Origin of the sequence: Paractinoplanes rhizophilus (assembly GCF_042664765.1) — a bacterium.
Classification (GTDB): domain Bacteria; phylum Actinomycetota; class Actinomycetes; order Mycobacteriales; family Micromonosporaceae; genus Actinoplanes; species Actinoplanes rhizophilus.
In genome coordinates, this window is record NZ_JBHTBJ010000018.1 from 112,016 (window position 1) to 137,724 (window position 25,709).

General features: G+C 72.7%; 25 protein-coding genes. 21 read left to right on the forward strand and 4 right to left on the reverse strand.

The features are described 5' to 3' along the window. The first annotated feature begins 57 nt into the window (after positions 1-57). The gene (locus ACFQS1_RS23680; protein WP_378972020.1) at positions 58-885 is read left to right on the forward strand and encodes a 2-phosphosulfolactate phosphatase; all 828 of its coding nucleotides are present in this window, start codon (positions 58-60) and stop codon (positions 883-885) included. A gap of 141 nt (positions 886-1,026) precedes the next feature. Beyond that, positions 1,027-2,502, forward strand: a complete 1,476-nt coding sequence (locus ACFQS1_RS23685; RefSeq protein ID WP_378972023.1) for an MFS transporter — start codon at positions 1,027-1,029, stop codon at positions 2,500-2,502. A gap of 31 nt (positions 2,503-2,533) precedes the next feature. On the opposite strand, the gene ACFQS1_RS23690 is transcribed toward ACFQS1_RS23685, so the two are convergent. Both ACFQS1_RS23690 and ACFQS1_RS23695 read right to left on the reverse strand, forming a co-directional pair. Next, positions 2,534-2,920, reverse strand: a complete 387-nt coding sequence (locus tag ACFQS1_RS23690; RefSeq protein WP_378972025.1) for a RidA family protein — start codon at positions 2,918-2,920, stop codon at positions 2,534-2,536. Between the two features lie 64 nt (positions 2,921-2,984). After that, the gene (locus ACFQS1_RS23695; protein WP_378972028.1) at positions 2,985-4,013 is read right to left on the reverse strand and encodes an AsnC family transcriptional regulator; all 1,029 of its coding nucleotides are present in this window, start codon (positions 4,011-4,013) and stop codon (positions 2,985-2,987) included. A gap of 121 nt (positions 4,014-4,134) precedes the next feature. Between ACFQS1_RS23695 and ACFQS1_RS23700 the strand changes: the two genes are divergently transcribed. From ACFQS1_RS23700 to ACFQS1_RS23715, 4 genes are all read left to right on the forward strand, one after another. Continuing rightward, complete coding sequence (locus tag ACFQS1_RS23700) at positions 4,135-4,833, forward strand: hypothetical protein (protein ID WP_378972030.1); 699 nt, start codon at positions 4,135-4,137, stop codon at positions 4,831-4,833. A gap of 54 nt (positions 4,834-4,887) precedes the next feature. After that, positions 4,888-6,690, forward strand: a complete 1,803-nt coding sequence (gene aspS, locus ACFQS1_RS23705) for an aspartate--tRNA ligase (RefSeq protein WP_378972033.1) — start codon at positions 4,888-4,890, stop codon at positions 6,688-6,690. 93 nt (positions 6,691-6,783) lie between these two features. Then, positions 6,784-6,999, forward strand: a complete 216-nt coding sequence (locus ACFQS1_RS23710) for a hypothetical protein (protein WP_378972035.1) — start codon at positions 6,784-6,786, stop codon at positions 6,997-6,999. Between the two features lie 66 nt (positions 7,000-7,065). Next, entirely contained in the window at positions 7,066-8,826 is a 1,761-nt protein-coding gene (locus ACFQS1_RS23715; protein ID WP_378972038.1) for a replication-associated recombination protein A, read from the forward strand. Between the two features lie 1,084 nt (positions 8,827-9,910). Here ACFQS1_RS23715 and ACFQS1_RS23720 read toward each other — a convergent pair. Beyond that, positions 9,911-10,153: a hypothetical protein gene (locus tag ACFQS1_RS23720; protein WP_378972040.1), complete on the reverse strand. Its 243-nt coding sequence runs from the start codon at positions 10,151-10,153 to the stop codon at positions 9,911-9,913. Positions 10,154-10,545: 392 nt separating this feature from the next. On the opposite strand from ACFQS1_RS23720, the gene ACFQS1_RS23725 reads away from it, so the two are divergent. From ACFQS1_RS23725 to ACFQS1_RS23775, 11 genes are all read left to right on the forward strand, one after another. Next, positions 10,546-10,671, forward strand: coding sequence for a hypothetical protein (locus ACFQS1_RS23725; protein ID WP_378972043.1), 126 nt, complete (start codon positions 10,546-10,548; stop codon positions 10,669-10,671). A gap of 1,559 nt (positions 10,672-12,230) precedes the next feature. Continuing rightward, positions 12,231-12,860, forward strand: coding sequence for a hypothetical protein (locus tag ACFQS1_RS23730; protein ID WP_378972045.1), 630 nt, complete (start codon positions 12,231-12,233; stop codon positions 12,858-12,860). Between the two features lie 67 nt (positions 12,861-12,927). Next, positions 12,928-13,377, forward strand: a complete 450-nt coding sequence (locus ACFQS1_RS23735; protein WP_378972047.1) for a DUF948 domain-containing protein — start codon at positions 12,928-12,930, stop codon at positions 13,375-13,377. A gap of 18 nt (positions 13,378-13,395) precedes the next feature. Beyond that, positions 13,396-13,659, forward strand: a complete 264-nt coding sequence (locus tag ACFQS1_RS23740; RefSeq protein ID WP_378972050.1) for a hypothetical protein — start codon at positions 13,396-13,398, stop codon at positions 13,657-13,659. Continuing rightward, positions 13,656-16,340 (forward strand): alanine--tRNA ligase, encoded by a 2,685-nt coding sequence (gene alaS / locus ACFQS1_RS23745; protein WP_378972052.1) that lies wholly within the window; start codon positions 13,656-13,658, stop codon positions 16,338-16,340. Before ACFQS1_RS23740 ends, alaS begins: the two co-directional genes overlap by 4 nt. Positions 16,341-16,409: 69 nt before the next feature. Further along, a complete protein-coding gene (gene ruvX, locus ACFQS1_RS23750; RefSeq protein WP_378972056.1) occupies positions 16,410-16,868 on the forward strand; it encodes a Holliday junction resolvase RuvX in 459 nt (152 codons plus the stop codon). Beyond that, a complete protein-coding gene (gene mltG, locus ACFQS1_RS23755; RefSeq protein ID WP_378972059.1) occupies positions 16,865-18,052 on the forward strand; it encodes an endolytic transglycosylase MltG in 1,188 nt (395 codons plus the stop codon). Before ruvX ends, mltG begins: the two co-directional genes overlap by 4 nt. Positions 18,053-18,068: 16 nt before the next feature. Further along, complete coding sequence (locus tag ACFQS1_RS23760) at positions 18,069-18,962, forward strand: shikimate dehydrogenase (protein ID WP_378972061.1); 894 nt, start codon at positions 18,069-18,071, stop codon at positions 18,960-18,962. Positions 18,963-19,153: 191 nt separating this feature from the next. Beyond that, entirely contained in the window at positions 19,154-20,332 is a 1,179-nt protein-coding gene (gene aroC, locus ACFQS1_RS23765) for a chorismate synthase (protein ID WP_378972063.1), read from the forward strand. Then, positions 20,332-20,835, forward strand: a complete 504-nt coding sequence (locus ACFQS1_RS23770) for a shikimate kinase (protein ID WP_378972066.1) — start codon at positions 20,332-20,334, stop codon at positions 20,833-20,835. The genes aroC and ACFQS1_RS23770 overlap by 1 nt, the downstream gene beginning before the upstream one ends. 47 nt (positions 20,836-20,882) lie before the next feature. Then, the gene (locus ACFQS1_RS23775) at positions 20,883-21,839 is read left to right on the forward strand and encodes an NADP-dependent oxidoreductase (RefSeq protein WP_378972068.1); all 957 of its coding nucleotides are present in this window, start codon (positions 20,883-20,885) and stop codon (positions 21,837-21,839) included. On the opposite strand, the gene ACFQS1_RS23780 is transcribed toward ACFQS1_RS23775, so the two are convergent. Continuing rightward, entirely contained in the window at positions 21,824-22,582 is a 759-nt protein-coding gene (locus ACFQS1_RS23780) for a Clp protease N-terminal domain-containing protein (protein ID WP_378972071.1), read from the reverse strand. The two genes, ACFQS1_RS23775 and ACFQS1_RS23780, sit on opposite strands and share 16 nt — an antisense overlap. Before the next feature lie 67 nt (positions 22,583-22,649). On the opposite strand from ACFQS1_RS23780, the gene aroB reads away from it, so the two are divergent. From aroB to nusB, 4 genes are read left to right on the forward strand one after another with little or no spacing between them, the layout of a single operon-like run. Then, a complete protein-coding gene (aroB, locus tag ACFQS1_RS23785) occupies positions 22,650-23,690 on the forward strand; it encodes a 3-dehydroquinate synthase (protein WP_378972074.1) in 1,041 nt (346 codons plus the stop codon). Beyond that, a complete protein-coding gene (gene aroQ / locus ACFQS1_RS23790) occupies positions 23,687-24,121 on the forward strand; it encodes a type II 3-dehydroquinate dehydratase (RefSeq protein ID WP_378972076.1) in 435 nt (144 codons plus the stop codon). Before aroB ends, aroQ begins: the two co-directional genes overlap by 4 nt. A 55-nt stretch (positions 24,122-24,176) precedes the next feature. Further along, positions 24,177-24,734: an elongation factor P gene (gene efp, locus ACFQS1_RS23795; RefSeq protein WP_378972079.1), complete on the forward strand. Its 558-nt coding sequence runs from the start codon at positions 24,177-24,179 to the stop codon at positions 24,732-24,734. A 23-nt stretch (positions 24,735-24,757) separates the two neighbouring features. Then, complete coding sequence (gene nusB / locus ACFQS1_RS23800) at positions 24,758-25,168, forward strand: transcription antitermination factor NusB (protein WP_378972081.1); 411 nt, start codon at positions 24,758-24,760, stop codon at positions 25,166-25,168. The last annotated feature ends 541 nt before the right edge of the window (positions 25,169-25,709 follow it).

A 25,709-nucleotide genomic window follows, 5' to 3' on the forward strand; every position in this document is an offset into this window, starting at 1 on the left:
GCTCCGGCGGTCGCCCCGAGATTCATCCGTGACGATGTCTTCACCTAGAGTGAGGCCATGAGCCTCGCTGATGGGCAGGGCGGCTATCGCGTGCGCTTCGACTGGGGTCCGGTCGGCGCCGACGCGGTCTCGCCGGGAGCGGCCTACGTCGCCGTGGTCGACGTCCTCTCCTTCACCACGACGCTGACGGTGGCGGTCGAGCAGGGGCTGCGCGTGCTGCCCTATCGCTGGCGCGACGACTCGGCGGTCGCCGTGGCCCGCTTGCACGGCGCGATGCTCGCGGTGCTGCGCAAGGAGGCCGGCCCCGGCCAGGTCACCCTGTCGCCGGAGAGCATCCTGCACGCCAACCTGCGCGCGGACGGCATCGACCGGCTGGTGCTGCCGTCGCCGAACGGCTCGGCGATCTCGGTGCGGCTCGCCGACGCCGGGGTGACGGTGATCGGGGTGTCGCTGCGCAACGCGGCCGCCGCGGCGGCGTGGGTGCGCGAGCGGGCCGGCGACCGGCCGGTGGGCGTGGTCGCGTCGGGGGAGAGGTGGCCGGACGGCTCGCTGCGGCCGGCCATCGAAGACCTGCTCGGCGCGGGGGCGTTCCTCGACGGGCTCACGCTTCCCTCGGAGCCGTCCGCGGCTTCGGACGGGCACTCGGCCTCGGCTTCGGTTGCGGCCTCGGCTGGGGACTTCTCGCCCGAGGCGAGCGCGGCGCTGTGGGCGTGGCGCGGGGTCGCCGAACGGGCCGGCGACGCCCTGCGCGAGTCGGTCAGCGGCCGTGAGCTGCGCGGCTTCGGCTTCGCCGGCGATGTCGACGTGGCCTCCGCGATCGGGGTCAGCAAGGTCGTGCCGGTGCTGCGGGACGGCTGGTTCGTCGATGGAGGATCCCTCTCCTGACCGGCCGGAGCGTGACGGATTTCCGCACGTCGGGTCTCGCGACGACGGAAACCGCGTCTCCGGCGCCGTTGGCTGGGTGAATAGGCCCGCGCCGGCCGATCGTGGGTGCCGTCAACCGGAATCCGCGAAGGAAGTAGACCCATGCGCAAATGGTGGCCGCTGGTGACCGTCTGTCTCGGCACCTTCATGCTGCTCATCGACGTGACCATCGTGAATGTGGCGCTGCCGCGGATGGCCACCGACCTGAGCACCTCGTTCGGCTCGCTGCAGTGGGTGGTCGACGGCTACGCCCTCGCGCTCGGCGTGCTCCTGCTCGGCGCGGGCGCGCTCAGCGACAGGCACGGGCACCGGCGCTTCTATGCCGGCGGCCTGATCGTCTTCGCGCTCGCCTCACTGGCCTGCGGCCTGGCCGCCGGCCCGGCGCTGCTGGTCGGCGCGCGGGTGGTGCAGGGTGCCGGCGCGGCCGCGATGTTCACCACCACGTTCGCGCTGCTGAACAGCTCCTACCAGGGGCGCGACCGGGGCGTCGCGTACGGCGTCTGGGGTGGCGTCTCCGGCGCCGCCGCCGCGATCGGCCCGATCCTCGGCGGCCTGCTCACCGAGGGGTTCGGCTGGCGCTGGATCTTCCTGGTCAACCTGCCGATCTGCGTGGCCGCCGTGGTCATGTGCCTTACCACGCTGCGCCGCGACGGCGCCCGCGGGACCGGCCGCTTCGACCTGCCCGGCACCGTGGCGTTCACGGTCGCCGCCGCCGCGCTGACCTTCTCGGTGATCCGCGCCGACGACGAGGGCTGGTCGTCGATCCGGACCTGGGGCCTGCTCGTCGTCTCCGCCGTCGCGCTGGCCGCCTTCGCGCTCATCGAGTGGCGGTCCGCCGAGCCGATGTTCGACCTGCGCCTGCTGCGCAACCGCTCGTTCACCGGCATCCTCACCGCCGGCCTGCTGGTCAACTTCGCGGCGTTCGCGGCCTTCACCTACACGTCGATCTGGCTCCAGTCGGTGACCGGCCTCTCCCCGCTGCGGGCCGGCCTGGTCGGCCTGCCGATGTCGGCCGGCTCGATGCTGGCCTCCGGGATCGCCGGCGCCCGCCTGCACGGCCGATCCCCGCGCCTGGTGATCGGCGGCGGCATGGTGCTGATCGGCGCCGGCTCCCTGCTGCTCGCCCTGCTGGTGGGCCCCGATTCCGGCTGGCCCGCGCTGCTGCCCGGCTACGCGGTGATCGGCCTGGGCGTCGGCCTGGTCATGCCGGCGCTGGCATCCTCGGCGATGGCCGCGGTGCCGCAGCGGCGCGGCGGGATGGCCGCCGGGGCCCTGACCACCGCCCGGCAGCTGGGCTTCGCGATCGGCGTCGCCGTGCTGGGCACGCTGTTCGCCTCCCGCGCCGCCGACGAGCTGGGCTCGGCCGAGGCCGCCCATGCGGTGGCCGCCGGCCAGGCCGGGCGGTTGGCGGGCGCGGTGCCCGAGTCCGCGATCCGGGCGGCGTCGGCAGCCGGCCTGGACGCGGGCTTCCTGATCAGCGGCGCGGTCGGCCTGCTGTGCGCCGTGGCGGTGTTCGTCCTGGTGCGCCCGGCCGAGAAGGCGGAACCGGCCGCCCGCGAGCTGGTCGAGGCCGCCTGACATCCGCATCGCGCGGCCGGACTCCGCCGGGCTAGGCCGTGCGGCGGGCGTACACCTCGATCTCGATCTTCATGCGGGGGTCGGCCAGGCCGCACACCATCATGGTCGCGGCCGGCCGGACCTCCCCGAACGTGCGGCGCAACGCCGGCCAGCACGGCTCGAAATCCGCGCGGTCCGGGAGCAGGTAGCGCACCCGTACCACGTCGGCGAAGCCGCAGCCCGCCTCCGCGAGCGCCGCACCCACGTTGCGCAGGCACTGCTCCGCCTGCTCCACCACGTCGTCCGAGATGGTCATCGTCGGGTAGTCGAAGCCGGTCGTGCCCGACACGTGCACCCAGTCGCCGTCGACCACCGCCCGGGCGTACCCGATCCGCTCCTCGAACGTCGAACCACTCAAGATCGCGCGTCGCTCCGTCACCAGGACGACCCTAAGGGGCTCCGGGACCAGGACGCGCCCTGAGGGGGCCGGCGCCTCGACTCGCTCAACGGGCGGCGGTGACCGGGGCGCGCGGTGGCTCGCGCACGAGCCCGCCCACCATCAGCGAGTGCGACTGCTTGAGGCGGGTCACGTGCGGGACGATCTCCACGTTCTGGATGCCCTCGATCCGCGCCGCCTTCGTGGTGATGTAGCGGTACAGCGCCTCGGCGTCGACGGCCCGGGCCGCCGCCATCAGGTTCGCGGCGCCGGTTATCGCCGAGACGAACGCCAGCTCGGCGTGGTCGGCCAGCCGCGCGCCGGCCGACGCCAGGTGGGCCGGCGCGACCGTGAACCACAGGTTGGCCGCCGATCCCATCCCGACCAGCGCGTCGGCGATGTCGAGGTGGTAATAGATCGCGCCGCTGCCGACCAGCTCGCCCACCCGGTGGGCGACCTGCCGCTGGCTCCAGCCGGTCGCCGCCGCCAGCGACGCCCAGCTCGCCCGGCCGTCGTGCTCGAGCGCTTCGACCAGCGGCCCGTCGGCGTCGCGGAGCCGGGCGTCGCCCTGCTTCGCGATGTGCCGCTCGGCGCCGTCGGCCAGGAAGCGCCGCTGCTCGGCGGTGACGTCGTTGTCGGGCAGGATCCAGTCGATCTCGCCGCGCCCGGGGAAGTGGTGCAGCATCTGGTGGGCACTGAAGGTGAGCACGTTGGACGCGCGGGGCACGTGGTCGAGCAGGCCGGCGCGGTCGCTCTCGATCTCGATCTGGCAGGTGATCTCGGCGCCGCCCGCGCCGATGCTGATCCACGACGTGTCGGTGCGGCGCGCGAGCGCCTCGGCGAGGGCGGTGGCCGTGCCCGGCCGGCAGCCGATGCGCAACGACCAGGACGAGCCGTTGGGCCGGTGGGTCGCCTGGGGCCGGGCCGTCACCCGCACGATGCCGTTGCCACGCATCCGCTGGTACCGCCGGGCGACCGTCTGCTCCGAGACGCCGAGCACGGTGGCGATGCGGGCGAAGGGCGCACGCGGCGCGATCTGGAGCGCGTGGAGGATCTGGCGGTCGAGACGCTCGAGCGTGTGGGATTCCGGCGCCATCTCGCGAGTCTACGGCGGAGTAGCCCGCGGGTGAGTCCCCTCGGCGGGGGATGGGGTCGAACGATGAGCCTATATATCGTCCGGATCACGCCTTTGCCGGACAAAACCCCGGAGCCGCCTCATGTCCGTCTTCCGCGCCGCAAACAACCTCAACAAAGGGCCGTCCGACCGCCCGTACGCGATCAATCCCCGGCCCCGGGACGAGACCATCCCGGACGGACCCACCGAGCGCATCCACGACCGGAAGTCCCGGCTCCGCCGGGACCGTCTCGCCTGGCTCGGGGTGGTCGTCGCGGTCTTCGCGCTGATCACCTCGTCGATCGCGGTGCTCGCCGCGTGGCGCGCGATGAGCGTGGCCCGGCTGGTCGCGGCCGGCATGCCCGCCGTGGCCGGCGCCACCGCGCCGCCGGCCGCCGACGGCTTCTCCGTCACCTATGCCCAGGAGCCGCTGCGCGTGCAGGTCGGCTGCTCGGCGGTGCTCTTCGTCGACCTCGACGAGCCGCGGGCCAACGCCGACGAGAAGCTCAGCGACCTGCGCTACGACAGCCGCTGCGGGCAGGACGTGCCGCGGCTGACGCTCGGGCCGGGCGCGGCGGCCGGCGCCCAGGTGAAGGACACCGACACCGACGCCGACGGCTGCCGGCGGGCGATCCGGACCGCCCCGATCGGGCCCGGCGGCGGCGTGCCGGTGCGCAAGGGGGCGGTGCTGTGCGTGCTGACCGCCGCCATCCCGGCCTCGATCTCGCTGGTGGAGATCACCGACGTGGGCACCACCGGCACCGCCGGCATGCGGGCCACCTCGTGGCGGGTGACCGGTTGACTCCTGACAGAATGGGCGCTGCGCCCTTGTTCAGCTGTGAGGAGACGAGTTCCCGTGATCCGTACCCATGACGCCGGCAGCCTGCGCGCGAGCGACGCCGGCACGACGGTGACGCTCGCCGGGTGGGTGGCCCGCCGGCGCGACCACGGCGGGGTCATCTTCGTCGATCTCCGTGACGCCTCCGGCGTGGTGCAGGTCGTCTTCCGCGAGGAGGACGCGCACGCGCTGCGCAACGAGTTCTGCGTGCTGGTCACCGGCGAGGTGTCCGCGCGTCCCGAGGGCAACGAGAACCCCGAGCTCGCCACCGGCGCGATCGAGGTGGTTGCCCGCGAGCTGACCGTGCTGAGCGAGGCCGCGCCGCTGCCGCTGCCGGTCGACGACACGATCACCGCGTCCGACGACCTCCGGCTCAAGTACCGCTACCTCGACCTGCGCCGCTCCGGCCCGGCCAACGCGCTGCGCCTGCGCAGCCGGGCCAACCAGATCGCCCGCGAGGTGCTGCACGCCCGCGACTTCAACGAGATCGAGACGCCGACCCTGACCCGGTCGACGCCCGAGGGCGCCCGCGACTTCCTGGTCCCGGTCCGCCTGCAGCCCGGCACCTGGTACGCGCTGCCGCAGTCCCCGCAGCTGTTCAAGCAGCTGCTGATGGTGGCCGGCATGGAGCGGTACTACCAGATCGCCCGCTGCTACCGCGACGAGGACTTCCGCGCCGACCGGCAGCCCGAGTTCACCCAGCTCGACATCGAGATGTCCTTCGTGACCCAGGACGACATCATCGAGCTGGGCGAGGAGATCGTGTCCCGCCTGTGGGGCTCGCTGGCCGACTATGAGATTCCCCGGCCGATTCCCCGCATCACCTGGCACGACGCGATGAATAGGTACGGATCGGACAAGCCGGATCTGCGCTACGGCGTGGAGCTGGTCGAGCTCACCTCCTACCTGGCCGGCACGTCGTTCCGCGTCTTCGCCGGCGCGATCGACGCGGGCGGTTACGTCGGGGCCGTGGTCATGCCCGGCGGGGCCGCGCAGACCCGCAAGGAGCTCGACGGGTGGCAGGACTGGGCCAAGGCGCGCGGCGCTCGCGGTCTGGCCTACGTCGTGCTCGACGAGTCGACCGGCGAAGCCCGCGGACCGGTGGCGAAAAACCTGTCCGAAGAGCATTTGTCCGGGCTGGCCGACGCGGTCGGCGCCAAGCCGGGCGACGCCATCTTCTTCGCCGCGACGGCCGACCGCCGGGAGGCGCAGGAGCTGCTCGGCGCGGCCCGGATCGAGATCGCCAAGCGGGCCGGCCTGATCGACGAGTCGGCCTGGGCGTTCTGCTGGGTGGTCGACGCGCCGATGTTCGAGAAGACCGAGGAGGGCGGCTGGACCGCGGTCCACCACCCGTTCACCTCGCCCAACGCGGAGTGGATCGACAGCTTCGAGACCGCGCCCGACCGGGCCCTGGCGTACGCGTACGACATCGTCTGCAACGGCAACGAGATCGGCGGCGGCAGCGTCCGTATCCACCGGGCCGACGTGCAGAGCCGGGTCTTCGACCTGCTCGGCATCACGCCCGAGGAGGCGCAGGACAAGTTCGGCTTCCTGCTCGAGGCGTTCAAGTACGGCCCGCCGCCGCACGCCGGCATCGCGTTCGGCTGGGACCGCACCTGCATGCTGCTCTCCGGCAACGAGTCGATCCGCGAGGTCATCGCGTTCCCCAAGACCCGCGGCGGCTACGACCCGCTGACCACCGCGCCGACCCCGATCACCGCGCAGCAGCGCCTCGAGGCCGGCATCGACGCCAAGCCCAAGGCCGCCGCCGGCGTGCCCGGCACCGGCGGCCAGGCCGCCCCGGTCGAGCACTCCAACTAGGCGGCCGCGCGGGGTAGCTCCACGGTGGAGTTTGGCGAACACCCGCTGGTGGGTATCTGCACGTCAGAACGCTCATACCCCCGGAGGATCCCCATGCTTGCCATCGCCGCAGCGATCGTTTTCGGTATCTGGCTCGTTCTCGACCTGCTCGACACCAACCTCGGCGCCCCCGACCTGTTCAACTTCCCCACGATGGCCTCGATCGGCTTCCTGCTGCTCTCGCTGTACCTCGCCGGCGTGGGCAGCGGCCCGCGCGCCGGCACCGGCTCCGGCCGTCGCTTCTACGGCCGTCGCCCCGGCCGCGGCTGAGGGTTTCCGGCCCGCCCTTTCGGTGCATTTCGGGCATCGGAGGGCGGGCCGGTACTGTCGGTGCCGATGGAAATGGACGGGCTCTTCTCGCTGACTCGCCCGGGTGGCGTGCAGGTCGCCGCGTCGGCCTCGGCGTTCACCCCGCCGTCAGCCGATTCGCCGCTGCCCGTCCGCATGCGCCCCGCCGGCCTCGACGAGCTGGTCGGCCAGGACCATCTGCTCGCGCCCGGCAGCCCGCTGCGCCAGCTGGTCACCGGCGCCACCCCGATGTCGGTGATCCTGTGGGGCCCGCCGGGCACCGGCAAGACCACCATCGCCCATCTTGTCGCCGACGCCACCGACCGCAAGTTCGTCGCGATGTCGGCGCTCTCGGCCGGCGTCAAGGACGTGCGCGCGGTGATCGACGCGGCCCGGCAGGAACGGCGCCAGGGCGGCCCGCCTACCGTGCTGTTCATCGACGAGGTGCACCGCTTCAGCAAGACCCAGCAGGATTCGCTGCTGGCCGCGGTCGAGGATCGGACGGTCACGCTGCTGGCGGCCACGACGGAAAACCCGTACTTCTCGGTCATCTCGCCGTTGCTGTCCCGCTGCGTCCTGCTGACCTTGCGGGCGCTCGGCGACGACGACGTGCGCCTGCTGGTGCGCCGCGCGCTCACCGACCAACGCGGGCTGGGCGGTGCCGTCACGCTTTCCGCGGAGGCAGAGGACCATCTCGTACGCCTGGCGTCCGGCGACGTACGCAAAGCGCTCACCGCTCTCGAGGCCGCCGCCGCCACGGCCGTTGCCCAGAGTGGGGCTTCTTCCCCGGACGCAACCTCGGATTCGGCCGTCCCGGGCACGTCATCGCCTACCCCCCGCACGCCGGTGATCGATCTGGCGACCGCCGAGAAGGCGGTCGACGTCGCCGCCGTTCGCTACGACCGGGACGGCGACGCCCACTACGACGTGACCAGCGCCTTCATCAAGAGCATGCGCGGCAGCGACCCCGACGCCGCGCTGCACTGGCTGGCCCGCATGCTGGTGGCCGGCGAGGACCCGCGCTTCATCGCCCGGCGCATCGTCATCTTCGCCAGCGAGGACGTCGGCATGGCCGACCCGCAGGCCCTGGTCGTCGCCACGGCGGCGGCCCAGGCCGTGCAGCTCATCGGCCTGCCCGAGTGCCAGCTCAACCTCGCCCAGGCGGTCGTGCACATGGCCACCGCCCCCAAGTCCAACGCGGTCACCACCGCCCTGGGATCCGCGATGGCCGACGTGCGAGCCGGCCGGGGCGGCGCCGTTCCCGCTCACCTCCGCGACGCCCACTATCCCGGCGCGCGTGGTCTGGGTCACGGCCGCGGTTACCGATACCCGCACGACGACCCCCGGGGCGTGGTCACCCAGCAGTACATCCCCGACGACCTGACCCATGCCGAGTATTACCAGCCCACCGACCACGGCGCCGAGCGCGCGGTCAGCGAGCGGGTCCCACGCCTGCGCCGCATCGTCCGGGGCCTGGCCGCTCCGGCCCGGCCCGCCGTCGCCGCCGGATCTGCCGAGGCTGCCGAGCCTGCCGCCGCCGGTGGGCCACCCACACCCGACCGCGCGGCGGGTGGTGGATCGGCCGCGGATGCGTCACGCTCTTCGGTTAGCACCGAGCCGACGCCGTCGGCCCCGGCGAAGAAGGCGTCGCGGTCCCGGGCCGCGGCGGGCAAGAAGCCGTCGCGCAGCGACGCGGCGGTCGAGGACGAGCCGGCGGCGACGCCGGCTCAGGACGGGACAGAGGCGGCCGGCGAGGCCGTGGGCAGGGCAGACGACAGCGGCGACGCCGCCGGAGAGGAACAGCCGTGAATTCGCGCGGTGCCGAACGGCCCGACGACGAGGCCGACCTGCGCAAAGACGCCGGTTCCCGGAAGGGACGCCGGTTCGGTCGAGGCCGTGCCGAGCCGGAGGTGCCCGAGGACGTGCCTCAGGAGGAAACCGGCTGGCTCGACGACCTCCGCACCGCCAAGCAGCAGCGCGGTGCGATCGGCCCCGGCACGCTCGCCGGCGAGACCCGCCCCAGCAAGAGCGGCCGCGTGGCCCCCGGCCCCGACGACCACCCCGACGACCAGGATCTCCCCTTCGGCGGCGGCGCCCCCGGCTGGCAGTCCCCGAGCGGCGCCTATCCCTCCGGCGCCGCCCCCACGGCCCCCGCCCAGCCCACGCGCCCGGCGTCGCCCGCTCGTCCGTCGCAGCCCACGCGTCCGGTCAGCGGCCCGGCGCAGCCCGCCCGGCCGGTGAGCAGCCCCGGTCAGCCCGGTCAGCCCGGTCGTCCCGTCGGTGGCCCGCCTCGGCCGGGTCGTGCGGCCCCGCCCGCGGGCCAGCCCGGCCGCCCGGTCCCGCCCGCGCAGCCCGGCTGGCAGTCGCCCAGCGGGACCCATCCGGCCCGCTCCGGCCCCGCGCAGCCACCCTCCGGCCGCCCCGCGCCCGGTTGGCAGGACGGCAGTGGCGCCCACCCCGCGTCCGGTTGGCGTGACGACGCGCAAGGATCCGGCCCGCAGCCCGGCGCCGGCTGGCGTGACGACGCCCAGGGTGCCGGCCCGCAGCCGGGTGCCGGCTGGCGTGACGACGTTCCGCCCGGTCCGGGCCCGGTCAGTCCGGCGGGCGGCCGCGGTGGCCGGTCCGCTCGGGTGCCGCGGCAGGCGCCCTCGTCGCCCGTGTCCCCGGCGAACCAGAACCCGCCCGGCCGGATGTCGCCGGGCCAGCGCTCGGGCCCGGCGATTCCGGGTCAGCATTCCGGCCCGGTGGGGCCAGGGCAGCTTTCCGGTCCCGTCGTGTCCGGGCAGCATTCCGGTCCCGTCGTGTCCGGGCAGCATTCCGGTCCGGTCGTGTCCGGCCAGCATTCCGGCCCGGTCGTGCCCGGGCAGGCGCGTGGGCGTGCCGACCAGGCGGCCTACGCGACCCGGCACGGCGCCGCCGAAGAGGAGGGCCGTCGCCCGCTCGACCCGTCGACCTCCGGCCCGATCCCGTCCGTGCCCCTCTCCGGCAATGCGCCCGAGGTGCCGATGCCGCGCCCGACCCCGTCGGCGTCGCGTCCGGTGTCCTCGGCGCCGCGTCCGGTGTCGCCGGCCTCGCGTCCGGTGTCGCCGGCCTCCCGCCCGACCTCGTCGGCGGGTCCGCGTGACCGCTTCCGCACCGACGGCCCGCCCGGCGGCGGCCGCGGCCCGGCGCCTGGCGCCCCGATGCCGTCGTCGCCCGCCGGCCCGCCCGCGGGTCGTTTTCCCGGCGGCTCCTCGCCGTCGTCTCCGGCTGGGCCGCCTCCGGGTCGTTTCCCGGGTGCCGCGGCGCCGTCCTCGCCCGCCGGGCCGGCTTCCGGTCGATTCGCCGGTGGCTCGAGTGCCGCCATCCCGGGTGGCAGTCCCGGTCATCCGGGCGGCGAACAGACCGGTCGGCATGGCGGCGGTGGCCCCGGTTACGGCGAGCCGGCTGCCCGTCATGGCGGTGACGGCTACCCGGGTGGCGAGTCCACCGGGAGGCATGGCGGCGACGGCGGCTCGACGGGCCGGCACGGCGGCGGCTACTCGAACGATGACCCTGTTGGACGGCGCGGCGCCGACGATCAAGGCGGTGGGCCGGGTTTTTCCCGGGGTGGCGAGTCCACCGGACGGCATGGCGGCGACGCGGGTGACTTCCCCGGCGGGCCGGACGATCTGAGCGAGTCGACCGGGCGGCACGGCGCAGCCGGTCGTCGCGGCGAGAATGGACCCCGCGGCGAGGGCGGCCGGCGCGCCGCGACCGGCCGGCGCGGCGAGGGTGGACCGCGCGGTGATGGCGGGCCGCGCGGTGACGCCGGGCCCCGCGGTGAGGGCGGGCCGCGCGGTGACGCCGGCGAGGGTACGGGCCGGCACGGCGCGCCCGACGACGGTCGCTCGGGTCGCATGGGTCCGCCGCCCAGTTCGGGTGGGCCCGCGGGTGGTCAGCCGGTTCGCGCTGCGGCCAAGGTCGTGGTGGTGCCCGGGCGTCAGGGTGCTCGCACCCCGGCGGTCCCGGGTCGTGCCGGCGCCATGGCGGGTGGGGCCGCGCCGCGGCCCGGTGAGACTTCGGGGCCGATCAACCCGCCGCGGGGCGGGCGTGGCGGCCGCAACGGGCCGGCTACGGGAACGATGCGGGGCCCTGGTGCCGATGACATGCCGTCCGGGCCGCTAGGGCGTCCGGGGCCGGGTGGGGTGCGTCCGGGTGTGGATGACATGCCGTCCGGGCCGCTAGGCCACCCGGGAGTAGGTGGCGTGCGTCCGGGTGTGGATGACATGCCGTCCGGGCCGGTTTCGCCGGGACCGGGCGGGCCGCAACACAGTCAGGCTTTGCCGGCGCAGCCGGGTTCGGGGCCGCATGGGCAGCCGTTGCCGGGGCGGGTCGGAGCGGCGCAGGCTGGGCCGCCGGGGCCGGGTGGGCGCGGACCAGGTGCCGGGCCGAGGCGCAACGGCGGGGCCGGTCCGATGGGGGCCGCGTCGGCCGGTGCTGCGCCGGTCGGGTCGGCCTCCGTGGGTGGGCCGCCGATGGGTGGGCCGCCGATGGGTGGCGGTTCGTCGGGTGCTGCCCTGATGGGAGCGGCCTCCGGTGGCGCGCCGGCGAGTGCCGCGGCGGGTGCTGCCTCGGCCGGGCCGGCCTCGGGTGCCGCCCGCGTCGGCGCCGCCCGAACGGGCTCCGCGTCCGGTGCAGCCACCACCATGGGCGCCGCCTCAGCGGGTGTCGCCAATGTGGGCGCCGCGAGCGCGGGAGCTGCCGGAGCCGCGAGCGTGGGTGCCGCGAGCGTGGGTGCAGCCGGGGCCGCGAGCGTGGGTGCAGCCGGGGCCGCGAGCATCGGAGCCGCCAAGATGGGGGCAACCGGCTTGAGAGCGGCCCCCGGAGCAGTCCCTGGAGCCGCTCCCGGAGCGACTCCTGGAGCCGCCCCCGGAAGCGCCGCGGGAGCCGCTGCCGGAGGCGCCGCGGGAGCCGCTGCCGGAGGCGCCGCCGGAGCGGCGAAAGTGCGCGGAGCCGCCGCGGGACCGGCCGCCGGAGCGGCCAAGGTGCGCGGCGCGGGCGCCGGGCCGGGCACGCTCACCGGGGCGCCGGGAGCGGGCGACCGGCCGGGGAACGTGCGAACGGGTGCTCAAGGCGTACCCCTCAGGGGTGAAGAACGTGCGGCCGCGCCCGTTGTCGGTGCGAAAGCCGCGGTCGGTTCGGCCGCGAACGCGGCGGGAATCCGTGGCGCGGGCGGCGAGCTTCGCACCAAGATGCGCAGTCAGCGCCGGCTCCGGGTGGTGACGCTGCTCTCCCTCGCCGTCGTCGTGCTCGTGGTGATGCCGGCCTTCTTCGGGCTGCGGTCGGCGAGCGCGGACCCGGTGTTCGGCTCGCTCGACTCGCTCGGCGTGCCCTCGTGGGCGGCGCAGGACGTGAAGGACAACGGGAGCGGGAGCCGGTGGTGCTTCATCGACTGCCGGTTCCGGGAGCGGATCGCGCAGTCGTCGAAGCCGATCAAGGAGACGGCCACGGCGTACTCCTCGGCGCTGCGGAAGGCGGGCTGGTCGCCCTGGAAGGTCAGCGAGTGCCCGGAGACGCCGGTCGAGGGCACCTACACCTGCTGGCGGCGCGACGAGCTCACTTTGGACCTGTGGGTGCGTCAGCCCGAGTGCGCAGTGGACCAGGTGGCCGCGCAGGATCCGACGGCGGTGCTGCCCTCGTCGGCGGTCACGCCGCCGCCCAAGCAGTGCGTGGGGTCGACGATCAGCATCAAGGTGTACAACGCGATCTCCGACACCCGCGGGCGGACCGAGCCGAAGCAGGACAAGCCGCTGGTCGGCGAGACGCCGGAGCCGGGAATCTCGAACGATCCGCTCTTGGTGCCGACACCCGCGGCGTCGTGAAGCGGGGCGAGGTCACGGACGGTAGGGTCTGCACGTTGACCCGCCACCCGTAGAGGAGTTGCGCCAGATGGACGCCGGAGAAATCGCAGGACTGATCGCGGCGGGCGCCTTCCTGATGCTCGTCATCGTGCTGGCCGTGCCGATCCTCAAGCTCGGCCGGACGGTGGACGCCGCGACCCGGGCGATCAACGACCTGACCGACCGCACCGGCCCGCTGCTCGGCAACGTCAACGAGACGGTGGAGAATGTGAACACCACCCTCGGCCAGGTGCAGGTCTCTTTGGACGGTGTCAACATCCAGCTCGCCAAGGTCGACACGATCACCGAGCACGCGGCGCATGTCACCGCCAACGTGGCCAACCTGTCCACGGTCGTCGCGGCGGCCGCCGCGAACCCGCTGGTCAAGGTCGCGTCGTTCGGGTACGGCCTGCGCAAGGCCGTGAACAACCGGCGCCGGGCCGAGGAGGACCGTGAGGTCCGCGAGACCATCAAGCAGCGCCGCAAGGTCCGCCGTTAACAACAGAGGGGTACGTACATGAAGCGCCTGCTGTGGCTGGGCGTCGGCCTGGCCGTCGGCGCCCTCGTCGTTCGCAAGCTCACCCGTAAGGCGAACGAGTTCACCCCGTCGGGTATCGCGACGTCGCTGTCGCAGTCCGCCGGCGGCCTGGTCGAGTCGATGCGCAGCTTCGTGGACGACGTCCGCGAGGGGATGACCGAGCGGGAGGAGCAGATTCACCAGGCGTTCGCCGAGGGTGAGCTGTTCGAGGACGGGCACCAGGCCCAGGAGGGGAACCGATGAAGACGGCGGAAGTCAAGCGGCGCTTTCTCGCGCATTTCGAGGCCAACGGGCACACGGTCGTGCCGAGCGCCCCGCTGCCGGCCATCGACGACCCCAACCTGCTGTTCATCAACGCCGGCATGGTGCAGTTCGTGCCGTTCTTCCTGGGCCAGCGCACCCCGCCGTACGCCCGCGCCGCCAGCGTGCAGAAGTGCATCCGGACGCCCGACATCGACGAGGTCGGCAAGACGTCGCGGCACGGCACGTTCTTCCAGATGAACGGCAACTTCTCGTTCGGCGACTACTTCAAGGCGGGCGCGATCCCGCTGGCCTGGGAGCTGTCCACCAAGCCGGTCGAGCAGGGCGGCTTCGGCCTCGACCCGGAGCGGATCTGGGCGACCGTCTACCTCGACGACGACGAGGCCATCGAGATCTGGAAGCAGACCGGCCTGCCGGCCGAGCGCATCGTGCGCCGGGGCAAGAAGGACAACTTCTGGTCGATGGGCATCCCCGGGCCGGCCGGCCCGTGCTCGGAGCTCTACTACGACCGCGGCCCCTCGTACGGCCCGGAGGGTGGCCCCGAGGTCGACGAGGACCGGTACCTGGAGTTCTGGAACCTGGTCTTCATGCAGCACGAGATCACCGACGTGAAGTCGAAGGAGGACTTCACGATCGTCGGTGACCTGCCCAAGCAGAACATCGACACCGGCATGGGCCTGGAGCGGATCGCCTCGATCCTGCAGGGCGTCGACAACCTGTACGAGATCGACGAGGTGCGCCCGATCCTGTCCCGCGCCGCCGAGATGACCGGCAAGAAGTACGGCGCGCACAGCGGTCACGCGGCCAACCAGAGCCACCCCGACGACGTACGCCTGCGGGTGATCGCCGACCACGTCCGCACCGCGCTGATGCTGATCGGCGACGGCGTGATCCCCTCCAACGAGGGCCGCGGCTACGTGCTCCGCCGGATCATGCGCCGGGCGATCCGGGCGATCCGCCTGCTCGGCTGGCAGGCCCCGGCGCTGCCCGAGCTGCTCCCGGTGGCCCGCGACTGCATGGCGCCGTCGTACCCCGAACTGGCGACCGAGTTCCAGCGGATCTCCGATTACGCGTACGCGGAGGAGGACTCGTTCCTGTCCACGCTGCGGGCGGGCACGACGATCCTGGACACCGCGATCAGCGAGACGCGCAAGGAGGGCGGGAAGGCGCTGTCCGGCGCGCAGGCCTTCCAGCTCCACGACACGTACGGCTTCCCGATCGACCTGACCCTGGAGATCGCGGCCGAGCAGGGCCTGTCCGTCGACGAGGCCGGGTTCCGGCGGCTCATGGCCGACCAGCGGGCCCGCGCGAAGGCGGACGCCGCCGCGCGCAAGACCGGCCACGCCGACCTGAGCGCCTATCGCGGCGCGCTCGACGAGGGCGGCCCGGTCGAGTTCACCGGGTACCAGGAGGTCACCCGGGAGTCGCGGGTGCGCGCGCTGCTCGGCGACGGCGGGCGCCTGCCGGCGGCCGGCGAGGGCGACTTCGTCGAGATCGTCCTCGACACCACCCCGTTCTACGCCGAGGGCGGTGGCCAGCAGGCCGACACCGGCATCATCCGGGTCGGCGGCGGCCAGCTCGAGATCGTCGACGTCCAGCAGCCGATCCCCGGCCTGATCGTGCACAAGGCGCGGGTGATCCGCGGCGAGGTGCGCGCGGGCGAGTCCGCCGAGGCCGAGATCGACGTGACCCGGCGCAAGGCGATCTCGCGCTCGCACACCGCGACCCACCTGATCCACCAGACCATGCGGCACTTCCTCGGCGAGTCGGCGACCCAGGCGGGCTCGCTCAACGCGCCGGGTCGGCTGCGCTTCGACTTCAACACGCCGGGGGCCGTCTCGCCCGCGGTGCTGCACGACGTCGAGCAGCAGGTAAACGAGGTGCTGCTGCGCGACCTCGAGGTGCACGCGTTCATCACCTCCCAGGAGGAAGCGCGCCGGCTGGGCGCGATGGCTCTCTTCGGGGAGAAGTACGGCGACGAGGTCCGCGTGGTTGAAGTCGGCGACTACGCGCGTGAGCTCTGCGGCGGCACGCACGTGGCCCGCTCCGGTCAGCTGGGCCTCGTGAAGATCCTCAACGAGTCGTCGATCGGCTCCGGCGTGCGCCGGGTCGAGGCGCTGGTCGGCATCGACGCGTTCGGCTTCCTGGCCAAGGAGCACCTGCTGGTCACCCGCCTCGCCGAGCTGTTCCGGGTGCCCGGCGACCAGGTCGCCGACCGGGTCGAGCAGACCGTCACGGCGCTGCGCGACGCCGAGAAGGAGCTCGAGAAGATGCGGGCCCAGATGGTGCTGGGCGGGGCGGGCGCGCTGGCCGGTCAGGCCCGGGATCTGCACGGTGTGGCGTACGTCGGGGTCGAGGCGCCCGAGGGCGCGGCCGGCAACGATGTGCGTACGCTGGCTCAGGAGATCCGCGGCAAGATCGACTCTGGGCGACCGGCGGTGGTCGCGGTCGCGGCCCGGGCCAACGGCAAGGCGTCGCTGATCGTGGCGATCAACGGCGTGGCGAAGGGCCGCGGCCTGTCCGCGGCCGACCTGGTCAAGGGCGCGCTCTCCGGCCGGGGCGGCGGCAACGCCGACCTCGCGCAGGGCGGCGGCGTCCCGGCCGACCAGGTGCCGGCGTTGCTGGCGGCGGTGGAGAAGGCGGTGGTGGACGCCGCCGGATGAATCGGCGACCGCGGCTTAAATGCGCTTTAAGGGCGCTGGCCAGGGCGGTTGGATGGAGAGGGTGACCGGATGAGCGCGCTGTCGCGGGGTAGGCGGCTGGGCGTGGATGTCGGTAAGGTGCGCGTCGGGGTCGCCATAAGCGACCCTGACGGGATCCTGGCCACCCCCCTGGTCACGGTGCCCCGTGACATGGGTGCGGCACCCAACGCCGTGCCCAGCGACATAGCCGAGCTCGTTCGTCTCGTGGGGGAACACGAGGCGGTCGGGATCGTGGTGGGGCTTCCCGTGCGCCTCAACGGCGCCGAGGGCCCTGCCGCCATCGACATTCGTGCGTACGCTGGTCGACTGGCGGAGGCGGTCGGCGCGGTGCCGATCGTCCTGGCGGACGAGAGGATGTCAACCGTGGTCGCTACCCGACGGCTCGCCGAGCGCGGCGTCCGGGGCAAGCGGCAGCGGGCGGTCGTCGACCAGGCGGCCGCGGTGGAGATCCTGCAGAGCTGGCTGGACGCGCAGCGGAGGCAGAGATGATCGACGAGCTGGACCTGGCGTTCGACGAGCACGCCGACCGCACCAGGCCGCGCCATCGGCGGGGCCGCGGTGGTAAGAAAAGCTCGGGTAAGTCCGGCGTCGCGTTCTTGATGGCTTTCATCCTGTTGGCCGTCCTGGGCGGCGGGGTGTACTTCGGCTACAACAAGGTGAAGGACTTCTTCGTCGCGGCCGACTACAGCGGGGAGGGAACCGATCCCGTCCAGGTGACCATCGCCAAGAACGCGACCCTCACCGAGATCGGCAACACGCTGGTCGATTCCGACGTGGTCAAGAGCACCAAGGCGTTCGTGAACGCCGCCGGCGACAACCCCCGCGGCAAGAACATCCAGTCCGGAACGTACAAGATGCGCAAGCAGATGGCGGCCAAGAGCGCGGTCACCCTGCTGCTCGACCCGAAATCGCGGATCACCTCCGGCGTCACGATCACCGAGGGTCAGACCTCGATGCAGATCTACGCGACGCTGTCGAAGGCGACGAACATCCCGGTCAAGGACTTCCAGGCGGCCGCGAAGAAACCGGTCGAGAACCTGGGCGTGCCCGACTACTGGTTCAAGCGGCGCGACAACAAGCCGGCCGCGACCGCGAGCATCGAGGGCTTCCTGTTCCCGGACACGTACGAGTTCGACCCGAAACTGAACGCCGAGCAGATCCTCAAGGTCATGGTGGACCGGTTCCTGACCGTGACCGGGGACATGCAGTTCGCCGACAACGTGCAGAACAACCTGTCCGTGTCGCCGTACGAGGCGCTGATCGTCGCCTCGCTCACCCAGGCCGAGGCCGGCGTTCCGAAGGACTATCCCAAGATCGCCCGGGTGGCGTACAACCGGGTGTACAAGGCGAACATGCCGCTCGAGTTCGACGTGACGGCCAACTACTGGCTGGAGCTCAACGGCAAGGGCGCCAAGCACTCCGGCAAGCTCACCGCCGCCGAGATCGACGACCCGAAGAACCCGTACAACACCAAGAGCAAGCGCGGGCTGCCGCTCGGGCCGATCGACAACCCCGGCCAGGCGGCGCTGCAGGGCGCCATGCAGCCGGCCGCGGGCAACTGGCTGTACTTCGTGGCGATCGACAAGGCCGGCAACTCGGTCTTCACCAACGACTACGAGCAACACCGGAAGAACATCACCCAGGCCTGCCGGAACGGCGTGCCGCTCTGCTGAAAGCCTCGGCTACGGTGTGTCCGTGACTTCCGCGGACACACCGGACGGCCGGGCCACGCCGGGTCGCCGGGCCGCCGTGCTCGGCCGGCCGATCGCACACTCGCTCTCCCCGGTGATCCACAACGCGGGTTTCGTCGCGGCCGGCCTCACCGGGTGGAGTTATGTGGCGATCGAGTGCGACGTGCCCGATCTCGCCGGTCTGCTCGCCGGTCTGGACGCGACGTGGGCGGGGCTGTCGCTGACCATGCCGCTCAAGGAGGAGGCGCTGCGCCTTGCGGCGACAGCGACGAAGGTCGCGCGGGCGACGGGTGCGGCCAATACTTTGGTACGCCGTGAGCACGGCACCTGGCACGCCGACAACACGGACGTCGCCGGCATGGTCCGAGTGCTCCACGACGCGGGCCTCGGCACGTCGGCGGTGCGGGGCGGGGGACAGGCGTCGCCGTCGGTGACGGTGCTCGGCGGGGGTGGCACGTGCCGGGCGGCGCTCGGCGCGGCGGCCGAGCTGGGCGCGACCGAGGTGACCGTGGTGACCCGCCGCGCCTCGGCGCGTGACGAGCTGGAGCCGGCGGCCGAGGCGCTCGGGATCAAGCTGCTCGGCGCGCCGTGGGCGGAGGCGGCCGCGTTGTTCGGGGCCGATGCGGTGATCTCGACCGTGCCCAAGGGGGCCGCCGACCACCTGGCCGCCGAGGTCACCTGGCGGCCGGGGACGGTGCTCTTCGACGCGATCTACGATCCGTGGCCGACGCCGCTGGCCGCCGCCGCGTCCGCCGCCGGGGTGCCGGTGTTCTCCGGGCTCGACCTGTTGCTGGCGCAGGCGCTGAGCCAGTTCGAGCAGTTCACCGGCGTCGTGCCCGCTCCCGAGGCGGAGATGCGGGCGGCGTTGTCCGAGGCCGCCGGCCGCCGCTGACGGGCAGCTCAGCCCGGCGGTCGCGGCACGGGCGCAACCCGTCGCCGGGCTCGCGTCGCGCACCGGGTTCGCCTCGATGCGGTTGTCCAGCCACCTGAGGCGTACCCGATCAGGGTTTGCTTTTTGTTCCGGAGCGCGGGACGACGGCAGGGTCGCGGCCGGGTGAAAGAACGGCGTGGGAGACTTGCGCCGTGTTGCGCTGGCTTACTGCAGGTGAATCTCACGGACCGGCCCTTGTCGCGATGCTCGAGGGCGTGCCCGCCGGCGTCGAGGTGACGAGCGCCGAGATCGGCCGTGATCTGGCTCGGCGGCGGCTCGGCTACGGGCGGGGCGCGCGCATGTCCTTCGAGCAGGACGTGGTCGAGGTCATCGGGGGGATCCGGCACGGCGTGACGCTGGGCAGTCCGGTGGCGATCCGGGTGGCGAACTCGGAATGGCCGAAGTGGCAGACCGTGATGGCGGCCGACCCGGTCGATCCGGCCGAGCTGGCCGCGCAGGCGCGCAACGCGCCGCTGACCCGGCCGCGGCCGGGGCACGCCGATCTCGCCGGCATGCAGAAATTCGGGCACACCGATGCCCGGCCGATCCTGGAGCGGGCCTCGGCGCGCGAGACGGCCGCCCGGGTGGCCGTCGGCGTGGTGGCCAAGGCACTGATCAAGCAGGCGCTCGGCATCGCGATCGTGTCGCACGTGATCGAGCTGGGCTCGGTGGCGGCCAAGACCGGGCTGATCCCCACGCCCGAGGACGCCGAGCGGATCGACGCCGACCCGCTGCGCTGCCTCGACCCGGAGGCGAGCGCGCGCATGGTCGCCGAGGTCGACGCGGCCAAGAAGGACGCCGACACGCTGGGCGGCATCGTCGAGGTGCTGGCCTACGGCGTGCCGCCGGGCCTCGGCTCGCACGTGCAGTGGGACCGCAAGCTCGACGGCCGGCTGGCCGCGGCGCTGATGTCGATCCAGTCGGTGAAGGGCGTGGAGATCGGCGACGGCTTCACCCAGGCCCGCTCGCGCGGCTCGGTCGCCCACGACGAGATCATCCCGACCGCCGAGGGCGTGCGGCGGGTCACCGACCGGGCCGGCGGCCTCGAGGGCGGCATCACCAACGGTGAGCCGCTGCGGGTGCGGGCCGCGCTCAAGCCGATCTCGTCGCTCAACCGCGCCCTGCAGACCATCGACGTGGTCACCGGCGAGCCGGCCACCGCGATCAACCAGCGGTCCGACGTGTGCGCGGTGCCGGCCGGCGCGGTGGTGGCCGAGGCGATGGTCGCGCTGGTGCTGGCCGAGGCGGCGGTGGAGAAGTTCGGCGGCGACTCGGTCGCCGAAATCCGCCGCAACCTGGCGGGCTACCTCGACGCGCTGGTGATCCGCTGATGGCGCCGGTCGCGGTGTTCGTGGGCTCGCCGGGCGCCGGCAAGACGACCGTCGGGTCGGCGGTGGCGGCCGCCCTGGGCGTGCCGTTCGCCGACACCGACGAGCTCATCGAGGCGCGGGCGGGCAAGCCCATCCCCGAGATCTTCTTCGACGACGGCGAGGACGCCTTCCGGGCGATGGAGCGCTCGGTGATCGCCGACGCGCTGGCGGAGTTCGACGGGATCCTGTCGCTCGGCGGCGGCGCGATCCTCGACGAGGGCACGCGCGCGTTGCTTGCGTCACAGAACGTGGTCTATCTGTCGGTCGAACTGAGCGACGCGGTGAAGCGGGTCGGGCTGGGCAGCGGGCGCCCGCTGCTGGCGGTCAACCCGCGGGCCACCCTGAAATACCTGCTCGACCAGCGTCGTCCGCTCTACGCGTCGGTCGCCACCCACACGATCGGCACCGACGGGCGCGAGCCCGAGGAGATCGCCGACGAGGTCGCGGCCCTGCTCAAGGTGTGACCGACGAGACCGACTGGTCGAGCCCGCCGCGGGATAAGACTGACCGCATGACACGAGCGGTGCGTTTCGATCAGTACGGCGACGTGGACGTTCTCCGGATCGAGAACGTCGAGCGTCCGCGGCCGGCGGCCGACCAGATCCTCGTCGAGGTGGTCGCGGCCGGGATCAACCCCGGGGAGATCTCCATCCGGAGCGGGCTCCTGCACGACCGGTGGCCGGCCCGGTTCCCGTCCGGCCAGGGCAGCGACTTCGCGGGCCGGGTGGTCGAGGTGGGCGCCTCGGTCACCGAGTTCGCGGTCGACGACGAGGTGCTCGGGTGGTCCGACTGGCGGTCCTCGCACGCCGACTACGTGCTGGTGCCGGCCGACCACCTGACCCGCAAGCCCCTGGCGCTCGACTGGATTCGCGCCGGGGGCCTTTTCGTGGCGGGCGTGACCGCGTACGCGTCGGTGCGCGCCGTGCAGCCGGTGGCCGGCGAGACCGTGGTCGTCAGCGGCGCGGCCGGCGGGGTCGGCTCGATCGCGGTGCAGCTCGCGCGCAACGCCGGCGCCCACGTCGTCGGCATCGCGAGCGAAGGCAACGCGGCCTGGTTGCGCTCGGTGGGCGCGACGCCCGTCGCCTACGGCGACGATCTGGGGGAGCGGTTGCGCAAGGTGCTTCCGTCCCGCATCGACGCGTTCATCGACACGTACGGCAACGGGTACGTCGATCTGGCCGTCGAGCTGGGGGTGGACCCGGCCCGGATCAACACGATCATCGACTACGCCGCCGCCCAGCGGGCCGGCGCCAAGGCCGAGGGCAGCTCGACGGCCAGCGACGCCGAGGTGCTGGCGTTCGTGGCCGAGGAGATCGCGTGGGGCCGGATCGTGCTGCCGATCGCCGCGATCTACCCGCTCGAGGCGGTTCAGGAGGCGTACACCGAGCTGGCCGCCCGGCACACCCGCGGCAAGATCGTGCTGGCCACCGAGCTGCCCGCCAACGCCGGCCGTCAGCCGGCCGCCTGAGCCTCCAGTCGCTCGATGCGCTGGATCAGTGGGGTCAGCTCGGCGCGGAACGCGGCCAGCACCGCCGGGGGGAGAGCCGGCGCGCCCGCGGTGGCGCGCAGGTGGGCGTAGCCGGCGAGGGCGGCCGCGACGGCGCGGCGGACCGAGCGGGCGTCGGCGCCGCGGGTGCGCAGCAGCTCGCCGGCGGCGCCGTCGGGCTCGGCGGCGAGGGCGATCAGCAGGTGCTCGCAGCCGACGTAGTTGTGGCCCAGGCCGATCGCTTCGCCGACGGCCAGCTCGATGGCGACCGCGGCCGCGTTGCCGAAGCGCAGGCCGGGCTCGCCGGGGCCGGGCTGGTCGGGGCCGGGCTGGCCGGGGCCGGGCTGGCCGGGGCCGGGCTCGGCGGCGGTGGGGACGTCGAGGGTGCCCGGCTCGATGTCGAGAGCGGTGAGGAGCTGCAGGGCCAGGTTGCCGCCCTCGGCGAGCATGCCGGCGAGCAGGTCGGCGGTGGTGACGTGCGGCCGGCCGGCCGTCTTGGCGCGCTCGGCGGCCAGGGTCACGGCGGTGACCAGGCGAGCGGTGAAGCTGGGCAGGCGGGCGGTCAGCTGGTCGGGCCGGATCTCGTCGAGCAACGCCTGGCGGATCGCGGTGGTGCGGCGGACGGCCTGCTCGAGGGCGCGCTGGCAGATGCTCGAGACGGGCAGGCCGGCGTCGCGGACGGCGTCGGCCAGGTCGTCGGGCAGGTACACGTTGATTTTCGGCATGCTCCGTTTATAACCCGCATGGGGGTAGAAAGATATAACCCCAAAAACCGCCGATAAGGTTGCGGCTGTGGTGACACGCATACAGGTGGGTGGTGACCGGCCGTACGAGGTGCTGGTCGGGCACGGGCTCGCCGGGGAGCTTCCCGGGCTGATCGGCGATGCCGCGCGGGTCGCGGTGCTGTATTCGGCGCCGCTGCGGGAGCGGGCCGAGGCCCTCGCGGGCGCGCTCGCGGCCAAGGTCACGCCGATCGAGGTGCCCGACGCCGAGCGGGGCAAGACCGTCGAGGTGGCGGCCCGCTGCTGGGATGCGCTGGGCGAGGCCGGCTTCACCCGCTCCGACGTGGTGGTCGGCGTCGGCGGGGGCGCGGTCACCGACCTGGCCGGGTTCGTCGCCGCCTCCTGGCTGCGCGGGGTGCGCTGGGTGCCGGTCTCGACGTCGCTGCTCGGCATGGTTGACGCGTCGGTGGGTGGCAAGACGGGGGTGAACATCGCGGCCGGCAAGAACCTGGTCGGCGCGTTCCATCCGCCGGCCGGCGTGCTCTGCGACCTCGGCGCGCTGGCGACACTGCCGCCGGACGATCTCACCGCCGGGCTGGCCGAGGTGATCAAGTGCGGGTTCATCGCCGATCCGCGGATCCTGGAGCTGGTCGAGCAGGACCCGACGGCCCATCTGCGCGAGCTGGTCGAGCGGGCCGTCCGGGTCAAGGCCGAGGTGGTCGGCGTCGACCTCAAGGAGTCGGGGCCGCGCGAGATCCTCAACTACGGGCACACGCTCGGCCACGCGATCGAGAAGCGCGAGAAGTACACCTGGAAGCACGGGCACGCGATCTCGGTGGGGCTGATCTTCGCGGCCGAGCTGTCCCGGCTGTCCGGGCGGCTCGACGACGCGACGGCGGCGCGGCACCGGGCGGTGCTGGAAAAGGCCGGGCTGCCCACGGCGTACGCGAAGGACGCCTGGACCGATCTGCTGGCCGCGATGCGCGTCGACAAGAAGGCGCGGGCCGACACCTTGCGGTTCGTCGTCCTCGACGGCCTGGCGAAACCGGGCATTCTCACCGGCCCCGCCGAGGGGCTGCTGCGCGCGGCGTACGCGGAGGTGGCGCGATGATCTACGTGCTGAACGGGCCGAACATCGGGCGGCTGGGCACGCGGGAGCCGGAGATCTACGGCCGGACGACCTACGCCGACCTGGTCCAGATCTGTCAGGACACGGCCAAGCGGCTGGGGCTCGAGGCCGAGGTGCGGCAGACCGACGCCGAGTTCGAGATGATCCGCTGGCTGCACGAGGCCGCCGACGAGGGCGCCGACGTGGTGCTCAACCCGGGCGCATGGACGCACTACAGCATCGCGGTGCGCGACGCCTGCTCGATGCTGCGCGGACGCCTCATCGAGGTGCACATCTCCAACATCCACCGACGTGAGGAATTCCGCCACAAATCGGTCGTCACGGCCGTCGCCACCGGCGCGATCATCGGCCTGGGCGTCGACGGTTACCGGCTGGCGATCGAGCACCTGGCCCAGGTGGGCGACCGGGCGTAGCCGCCGGTAAACTCGGTCGGTCACCGATACGTTTCCCAAAAGAACAAGGCAGGGCATGGCTACCACGAACGACCTGAAGAACGGCCTGGTGCTCAACCTCGACGGCGATCTGTGGTCCGTCGTGGAGTTCCAGCACGTCAAGCCGGGTAAGGGTGGGGCGTTCGTGCGCACCACGCTGAAGAACGTGCTGTCCGGCAAGGTCGTCGACAAGACCTTCAACGCGGGCACCAAGGTCGACACCGCCACCGTCGACAAGCGCACGATGCAGTACCTCTACCAGGACGGCGACGACTACGTCTTCATGGACCTGGACACCTTCGACCAGATCACCGTCCCGGCCGGCACCGTCGGCGAGAACGCCAACTACCTGCTGCCCGAGGCCGAGGCCACGGTCGCCACGCACGAGGGCGTCCCGCTGTACATCGAGCTCCCGACCAGCGTCTTCCTCGAGGTCACGTACACCGAGCCGGGCCTGCAGGGCGACCGCTCCACCGGCGGCACCAAGCCGGCCACCGTCGAGACCGGCGCCACGGTCAACGTCCCGCTCTTCATCACCACCGGCGAGAAGATCAAGGTCGACACCCGCGACGGCCGCTACCTCGGCCGTTCCTGATGCCTGAGGCCCCGAAAACGCAGATGCCAGCGCGCCGCAAGGCGCGCAAGCGGGCGCTGGACGTGCTTTACGAGGCCGACCTGCGCGACCTGCCGCCGAGCGAGGTGCTGCGGACGTACGTGGACCGCATCGAGAAGCCGCGCCCCGACCACCTGGACTATGCGATCGGCCTGGTCGAGGGCGTGGCCAAGAACCTCGACCGGATCGACGAGCTGATCGCGAGCTACGCCGAGGGCTGGACCCTCGACCGCATGCCGGTGATCGACCGCAACCTCGCGCGGATCGCCGTGTACGAGCTGCTCTACGTTCCGGAGATCGACGATCCGGTCGCCATCACCGAGGCCGTCGAGCTGGCCAAGCAGATGTCCACCGACGACAGCCCGCGGTTCCTCAACGGCATCCTCGGCCGCATCGCCGAGTTCGCCACCCGATAACCGGTCGCACCGAAGCCGCCCGCCCCGCTGCGATCTTGATGAGTTGGCGTGCGTGGCGTGGGGAAGTTCATCAAGGTTCGCTGCGTTCGCCGTGGCGCCCGCCGATGTTGATGAGTTGGCGTGAGTGGCGTGCAGTAGTTCATCAAGGTTCGCTGCGTTCGCCGTGGCGCCCGCCGATGTTGATGAGTTGGCGTGCGTGGCGTGGGGAAGTTCATCAAGGTTCGCTGCGTTCGCCGTGGCGCCCGCCGATGTTGATGAGTTGGCGTGCGTGGCGTGCGGTAGTTCATCAAGGTTCGCTGCGTTCGCCGTGGCGCCCGCCGATGTTGATGAGTTGGCGTGCGTGGCGTGCGGTAGTTCATCAAGGTTCGCAGCGTTCGCCGTGGCGCCCGCCGATGTTGATGAGTTGGCGTGCGTGGGCGTGTCGGTAGGTCTGTGTAACGGATGAGTGGATTATCCGTTTTCCGCCAGATATGACCTGATGGGGCAGACAGGATCACGATCATGACACTGACCGATGAGTTTGAGCACGTCGCCTTGGGCA

Bases quoted from the DNA above. Each gene is read 5' to 3' on its own strand.
- ACFQS1_RS23680 (WP_378972020.1), top strand. From the start codon at position 58: ATGAGCCTCGCTGATGGGCAGGGCGGCTATCGCGTGCGCTTCGACTGG.
- ACFQS1_RS23685 (WP_378972023.1), top strand. From the start codon at position 1,027: ATGCGCAAATGGTGGCCGCTGGTGACCGTCTGTCTCGGCACCTTCATG.
- ACFQS1_RS23695 (WP_378972028.1), bottom strand. From the start codon at position 4,013: ATGGCGCCGGAATCCCACACGCTCGAGCGTCTCGACCGCCAGATCCTC.
- ACFQS1_RS23700 (WP_378972030.1), top strand. From the start codon at position 4,135: ATGTCCGTCTTCCGCGCCGCAAACAACCTCAACAAAGGGCCGTCCGAC.
- ACFQS1_RS23710 (WP_378972035.1), top strand. From the start codon at position 6,784: ATGCTTGCCATCGCCGCAGCGATCGTTTTCGGTATCTGGCTCGTTCTC.
- ACFQS1_RS23715 (WP_378972038.1), top strand. From the start codon at position 7,066: ATGGAAATGGACGGGCTCTTCTCGCTGACTCGCCCGGGTGGCGTGCAG.
- ACFQS1_RS23725 (WP_378972043.1), top strand. From the start codon at position 10,546: ATGACCCTGTTGGACGGCGCGGCGCCGACGATCAAGGCGGTGGGCCGG.
- ACFQS1_RS23730 (WP_378972045.1), top strand. From the start codon at position 12,231: ATGCGCAGTCAGCGCCGGCTCCGGGTGGTGACGCTGCTCTCCCTCGCC.
- ACFQS1_RS23735 (WP_378972047.1), top strand. From the start codon at position 12,928: ATGGACGCCGGAGAAATCGCAGGACTGATCGCGGCGGGCGCCTTCCTG.
- ACFQS1_RS23740 (WP_378972050.1), top strand. From the start codon at position 13,396: ATGAAGCGCCTGCTGTGGCTGGGCGTCGGCCTGGCCGTCGGCGCCCTC.
- alaS (WP_378972052.1), top strand. From the start codon at position 13,656: ATGAAGACGGCGGAAGTCAAGCGGCGCTTTCTCGCGCATTTCGAGGCC.
- ruvX (WP_378972056.1), top strand. From the start codon at position 16,410: ATGAGCGCGCTGTCGCGGGGTAGGCGGCTGGGCGTGGATGTCGGTAAG.
- mltG (WP_378972059.1), top strand. From the start codon at position 16,865: ATGATCGACGAGCTGGACCTGGCGTTCGACGAGCACGCCGACCGCACC.
- ACFQS1_RS23770 (WP_378972066.1), top strand. From the start codon at position 20,332: ATGGCGCCGGTCGCGGTGTTCGTGGGCTCGCCGGGCGCCGGCAAGACG.
- ACFQS1_RS23775 (WP_378972068.1), top strand. From the start codon at position 20,883: ATGACACGAGCGGTGCGTTTCGATCAGTACGGCGACGTGGACGTTCTC.
- ACFQS1_RS23780 (WP_378972071.1), bottom strand. From the start codon at position 22,582: ATGCCGAAAATCAACGTGTACCTGCCCGACGACCTGGCCGACGCCGTC.
- aroQ (WP_378972076.1), top strand. From the start codon at position 23,687: ATGATCTACGTGCTGAACGGGCCGAACATCGGGCGGCTGGGCACGCGG.
- efp (WP_378972079.1), top strand. From the start codon at position 24,177: ATGGCTACCACGAACGACCTGAAGAACGGCCTGGTGCTCAACCTCGAC.
- nusB (WP_378972081.1), top strand. From the start codon at position 24,758: ATGCCAGCGCGCCGCAAGGCGCGCAAGCGGGCGCTGGACGTGCTTTAC.